Consider the following 5,472-nt stretch of genomic DNA (forward strand, 5'->3'; position numbering starts at 1 on the left):
GCTGCGGTTGCGTGAGCGCGTTCGAGAGGCCACCGCCGCATTTGCCGATCGAATCGTTGAGGATCGCCTTACCGGTGTCGTTCAGGACGGTATCGAGTACGGGCCGGGTTTCGGGGTAATCGGCGGCGATACCGTTGAGGATCCACGCGATGGCCGGCGCGACGCCGGGCATGCCGTCGCTGCGCGCGATATATTCCGCGGGACCGACCGGGGGGCCACCCACGTAGGCGCCGCGAATGTTCAACTCGGGGGCATAGGACGGTTGCAGTTCCGCCGCCGCCGCCGCGGCCATCCCGCCCTGCGAGTAGCCGTAGAGCACGACCGGTGAGGCGGGATGGAAACCGCTGCCGGGCAGGTGCAACGCGGCACGGGCGGCATCCAGTACCGCGTAACCCTGCGTCTTGCGATTGAGGAAGTTGTGGACACCCGGGGCGGCGAGATCGTGATAGTCGGTCATCATCACCGCCATCCCCTGGGCCAGCAGGTACTGGATCGCCATGACGTCGTATTCGAAAACCACATCGGCCGGCGGCTGGAACCGGACCACCTGCGACAGCATCGCCGACGGCGCGCATTCGGGGCCCTGCCCCTGCGTACCGCCCGCATAAGCCACCAACGGGCGTTCACCCGGACCCCGCCACGGCGCGGTCGGTTCCAGATACGTGCCCACCACCGTGGTCGGGGCATCATGGGTATCGCTACTGGCATAGGTGAGCCGTGTCGACCGCACCGGAGTCGTCCCGGGCAGCCCCGGCACCGGCAAGGCCACGTGCGACACCTCGGTACGAAGTACCTCGCCCCCGGCGCCTTGCGAATGCGATAGCCCCGGTTGTGTCCAGGCGGATGGTGCGACCGCCACGGCGCCGGCGACCATGAGAGATCCCGACAGCACTGCGACCCACGCGCGTTTTCCGGACTTCATAGCGATCCTCCTGCGTACGGCTCATCCCGGCAGCTATCGAACCGAAGGGCGCCGTGAACGCGAGCGCAACACCAAGGGCTTCGAGCAGAAGATGTGGCGCCTCGACTCAATAGATCTAGATCGACTTGCGAGTATCGCCGTTCCAGCCCGGAAACGGGCATATATGCACGTCGTGTCGCCGAAGAATCCGAGACCCGGCTCCGGCCGGTAACTGTTCGGTTCCAGTTCGGTCGACGTGGCCGAGAGCCGGCAGGTTCGCGATCACCTACCGCCGCTACGCCGGCAGTCCCTGGGCAGGCGACCCACAGCTGTTGTGCGGCAGGGCATTCATCGGGTGGCTTTTGGTTCGACCCGGTGGGGATCGACGCGGACCTGACCGAACCCCCGGTCCAGTAGTGCTGAGCGGTCCGCCTTCCCGCCCGAGCGCACCCACTCGCTGGATACGGCGTCTAGCACCGCGGTCGCGGTGTTGGTGAGCAGGTCCGCGGTGTATGCGTCGGTGCGTGGGCCTGAGCGGTTCTGCAGTGCTTCGCTGACGCGCCGGCGCCATTCGGTTCGCCGGTGGTGGAGCCCGCCGACGAGCGCGGGAGTGCCTTGGATGAGGCGAACGGTGGCGAGTATCTGTTCGCTCGTGTGTATCTCGTCCTGCCAGGCGCGCAGAACGTGATGCAGAACCGTCCAGGCGTCTTCCTCGGCGGGGCGGGCGGCGATGCCGGCGACAACCTTCTCTCCGGTGAGGTCGATGCCGTCGAAGACGACATCTTCTTTGGTGGGGAAATAGCGGAAGAAGCTGCGCTTTGTCATTCCGGCCGCGGCGGCGATCTCCTCGACGGTCGTCTCGTCGAAGCCCTTCCCGGCGAACAGGTCGAGAGCTACCTGGGCGATCTCGGCCCGGACTGCTCGCCGTGTCCGTTCGCGCAGTCCTTCTGCCATGCACGCAGACTACTTTGCGACACCTAGCGTCTACAATGTCACCGAGTGACACAAAGTGAATGGAGTGGTGACAGTGGAAGGTAAAACCGTGCTGGTGACCGGGAGTACCGGAGGAATCGGGAAGGAGACCGCGCGAGCGCTGGCCGGCCTGGGTGCCGGTGTCATACTCGTCGGCCGCGACAAAGACCGCGCTGCCGCGGCGGTGGACGAGCTCCGCGGGTCCACCGGGAACAGCCGCGTCGAAGCGATCACAGCCGATATGTCCCGGCTCCGCGACGTGCGCCGCCTGGCCGAGGTGGCCGGCGACCGGGCCGGTGGTGTGGACGTGCTGATCAACAACGCGGGAGCCACGCGATCTCACCGCGTCCTGACCGAGGACGGCTTGGAGACAGCGTTCGCGGTCAATGTGGTCGCGCCGTTCTGTCTCACGCATTGGCTGATGCCGGCGCTGACGGCAGCCGGGTCGATTCGGCGACCGGCCCGGGTCGTCAACATCACCGGCGGTATCCCGAAAGGGCAGATCGACCTGGAGAATATTCAGGGCGAGAAGTCCTACGTCGGTCTGTCGTTCTATAACCAGACCAAGCTGGCGCAGATGGCGATGAGCTACCGCTTCGCCCAGGAGCTCGACGGCACACGAGTGACGTTGAACGTGGCCTACCCCGGGCACGCCTACACGTCGATGAACAAGGACCTCACCACCGACACCTATCCTCCGGCGGCACGTCCGATCGTGCCTCTCCTGCGGCTCGCGATGCCGATCGTCTACGGGCACCGGGCACTGCTCCGGGCCACCCGCTCCAGCGTGTACCTCGCGTCCAGTCCTGAGGTCGAAGATGTCCACGGGAGGTACTTCAACAGCAAGGCCAGGCCGGCTGCGTGGCCCGATGCCGTCCTGGACCCGACCGTGCGAAGCGCCATCTGGGATCTGTGCGAGACACAACGTAACCGGTTGGCCGCGCAGTGATCGCCTCGGCGAAGCGAACAGCCGCGACGGGCTGACCGCCGCGCCTCCCGGCGACTCCTGTGCCGCCGCATTAGCATCCATGATCGTTGGCTCAGCAGTCTCGGTTTCCGCAGATCGTCGGCGTACGGCTCAGGAAAGCAGGTCGATGAAAACCTTTCTCGCGCTGCTAGTTCGAATCGGCCTGATATTCGTATGCCTGGGCCTCGGTTCCGCGGCCGCTCCGGCCGCGTTCGCCCAACCCCGCCCCACGGCATCGAATCCCGTACTGGTGATCGGTGGATTCGATGCCGACCATGGGATCCTCGAGAAGCTGCGCGAGGCTTTGGACGAGTGGGGATTCTCGGCGTACTCCATGGTTCTTCCTGCGGTACCGTCCCTTTCCGGTGCGCCGACGGGCTCGGCGCCCATCGCCGAATCGGCCGACGCAGTTGCGCAGGCCGTGGACGAGATCCGCCGGGAGACCGGCGCGGCGCGGGTCGACGTGGCCGCGCATTCGATGGGTGGGCTCGCCGCCCGGCACTACGTCAAGTTCCTCGGCGGCGCTGGCTCGGTGGGGACTTACGTCGATTTCGGCACACCGAATTCGGGTCAATCGCTCGGCTTGCTCTGTTCGCTGTTCTGGCCCGGATGCCGGGATATCGCGCCCGGTTCGCCGTTCCTGCGGACACTCAACGAACCACCCGCGGTTCCGCCCGGACTACCCGCCTACCACCTGTTCTCGGAGAACGAAGGCCCGGAACGCGAGCCGCTGCCCGGCGCGACCAATGCGAGTGTCCAGGACTTCTGCCCCGGCCGGCACGTGATTCACCGCAACGAACCACGCGACGGCGCGTTTCAGGAGCTGATCGTCTCGGCCTTGCGCGGGGGCCCGCTGGCCACCAGCTGTCCGTAGCAATACTGCTCCCGGAGCGCAGAACTCGATCAGCCGTGCTCGCTGATGTATCCGGCTAGGACGCGTCCGCCGGGACTCGCGTCATGGTGGCGAGCCGGCCCGGCGCACCGTGCTCGTGAAACCTTGTCCCGACCCGTTCTGTCACGATCGATTCGATTCGCCAGCCGGCATCCGGCGTGAAGACGGCCACCAACTCGTCGAGGCTGACGGGATGTGGGCCGGGTTCGGGCCCGGTATCGCTGAAGCACAGCACATACAGCGTTGCACCGGGGTCGGTTACGGCCGCCACGCTGCGCACGTACTCGGCCCGCTCGCCGGTATCGAAGGTGTGGAACAGTCCGCTGTCGAGCACGGTGTCGAACCGCCGCCCCGAACGTTCCAGGTGCAGGGCGTCAGCCGTGGCGAATTCCGCTTCGACACCGCGTTCCGCGGCGTTGCTACGCGCGGTCTCCAACGCGGTTTCGGCGATATCGACGCCGAGTACCGGCAGGCCCTGCGCGGCGACGAGGAGAGTGTTCTCGCCGGTCCCGCAGCCCACGTCCAGCACGGCGCCGGTGAAACAGCCGGCCGCGACCAGGCGCTCCACCGCGGGCTGTGGCCCGCCGATATCCCAGGGTGCGGGCCCGTCGTGGTACGACGCGTCCCAGGGCCGCCCGGTCATGCGTTCGTGGCTGGTCGGGGTCCGGCCACCGAATCGGTCGTCCGATCCTGTTCGCTCCGGCAATTTCGCCACCTCCCGGATCTGCCGTGGCCATCCATCGTGGCACGCCGAGCGGCACTTCTCGCGTATTCCGGCACCCGGAGCGAGCGGGAGCGACCCCGATCAAGCCATACGCGAGGCGATTCCGGGGTAGTCCAGGACGAGGCCCGCCGCGTCGTAGACCAGGCGACACGAGAAGTCGAAAGCGGACGCCGCATAGTCGAAGCATCGGCCGGTTCCTCGGTCGGGTGCGCGGAGGTACTCCTGCTCCAGCCGTTCGACGGACAGATCGGTGGCACGTACATAGGCCGCCGGTGCCGCGACCCGTGCACCGATCGGCAACGACGTCCGGTGGACGGGAAACGTGTTGGTCATCGCGGAGGACTCCAGATCCACGTCGAGGCAGCCGTCCAGATGGGACGCCGGTTCACCGTCGACCTGCCAGTGTCCGCTGCCGTCGGCCTCGAGCAGAACGGTGCGCCTGCCGGCTGCGGAACGGCCGGTCACGCGCGCTTTCCTGGTCCGCCAGGCCGAATCCACCGCGATGTCGTAGGCGACGAACCATGTGCGGCCGTCCTCGACCGCGGTTGTGTACCCTTCGATGCGGTGACCGCCCTCGATCGGTTCGAAGTAGGCGACCTCGAAGCCCGCACGCGCATCGCGATGCAACCATGCGGCCGTTGCGGGAAGGGCGGCCAATGACGTCACAGGCTTCAGTATTCCGGGGCGCGCGCCGCTGCGCAGCGGTTGAAACGGAATGAAGCGCTGCAGGAACTCGGTGAGATGGCCGAGCAGGGCGATTTCGATGCGCTACTGAACAAGGCCCATTACCGGCGGTGATCACGTAGTTCGCTGGAGGTGGGCCCCCGCCACCCGAAACTAAGCCCCCCCACCCCCGCGCGCCGCCCCGGGGCGTGGTGGGGGCCCCCGTGCGCGCGGCCGGGGGCCCGGGCCGGGGCGACTGGGGGGGGGGCGTCAACCCCTGGCCCCACCCCGCCACCCCGCCCCCCGGGGCCCCGCCCGGGGGGGCCCTCCCCGGGTCCGGCGACCGGGTCTAC

At 67.5% G+C, this 5,472-nt stretch carries 6 protein-coding genes; 2 read left to right on the top strand and 4 right to left on the bottom strand.

Annotated elements, in window-relative coordinates:
* Positions 1–922, bottom strand: a 922-nt coding sequence (locus QH196_RS28685) for a lipase family protein (protein WP_280418968.1), incomplete at its 3' end; no start/stop codon positions are given.
* Positions 923–1,249: 327 nt separating this feature from the next.
* Positions 1,250–1,855 carry a TetR family transcriptional regulator gene (locus QH196_RS28690; RefSeq protein ID WP_280418969.1) on the bottom strand — a complete coding sequence of 202 codons (606 nt, stop codon included), beginning with the start codon at positions 1,853–1,855 and terminating at the stop codon, positions 1,250–1,252.
* Between the two features lie 64 nt (positions 1,856–1,919).
* Here QH196_RS28690 and QH196_RS28695 point away from each other — a divergent pair, with 64 nt between their 5' ends.
* A complete protein-coding gene (locus QH196_RS28695) occupies positions 1,920–2,822 on the top strand; it encodes an SDR family NAD(P)-dependent oxidoreductase (RefSeq protein WP_280418970.1) in 903 nt (300 codons plus the stop codon).
* Between the two features lie 145 nt (positions 2,823–2,967).
* The gene (locus tag QH196_RS28700; RefSeq protein WP_280418971.1) at positions 2,968–3,714 is read left to right on the top strand and encodes an esterase/lipase family protein; all 747 of its coding nucleotides are present in this window, start codon (positions 2,968–2,970) and stop codon (positions 3,712–3,714) included.
* 55 nt (positions 3,715–3,769) lie between these two features.
* On the opposite strand, the gene QH196_RS28705 is transcribed toward QH196_RS28700, so the two are convergent.
* Positions 3,770–4,438: a class I SAM-dependent methyltransferase gene (locus tag QH196_RS28705; RefSeq protein WP_280418972.1), complete on the bottom strand. Its 669-nt coding sequence runs from the start codon at positions 4,436–4,438 to the stop codon at positions 3,770–3,772.
* A gap of 99 nt (positions 4,439–4,537) precedes the next feature.
* Complete coding sequence (locus tag QH196_RS28710) at positions 4,538–5,122, bottom strand: putative glycolipid-binding domain-containing protein (protein WP_280418973.1); 585 nt, start codon at positions 5,120–5,122, stop codon at positions 4,538–4,540.
* Positions 5,123–5,472 lie beyond the last annotated feature (350 nt).

The sequence above is a fragment of the Nocardia carnea genome (assembly GCF_029868325.1).
In the GTDB taxonomy this organism is placed as follows: Bacteria; Actinomycetota; Actinomycetes; order Mycobacteriales; family Mycobacteriaceae; genus Nocardia; species Nocardia carnea_C.

What these genes read in the sequence shown, in the direction of transcription:
- QH196_RS28690 (WP_280418969.1), bottom strand. Translation starts at nt 1,855, where the DNA reads ATGGCAGAAGGACTGCGCGAACGGACACGGCGAGCAGTCCGGGCCGAG.
- QH196_RS28700 (WP_280418971.1), top strand. Translation starts at nt 2,968, where the DNA reads ATGAAAACCTTTCTCGCGCTGCTAGTTCGAATCGGCCTGATATTCGTA.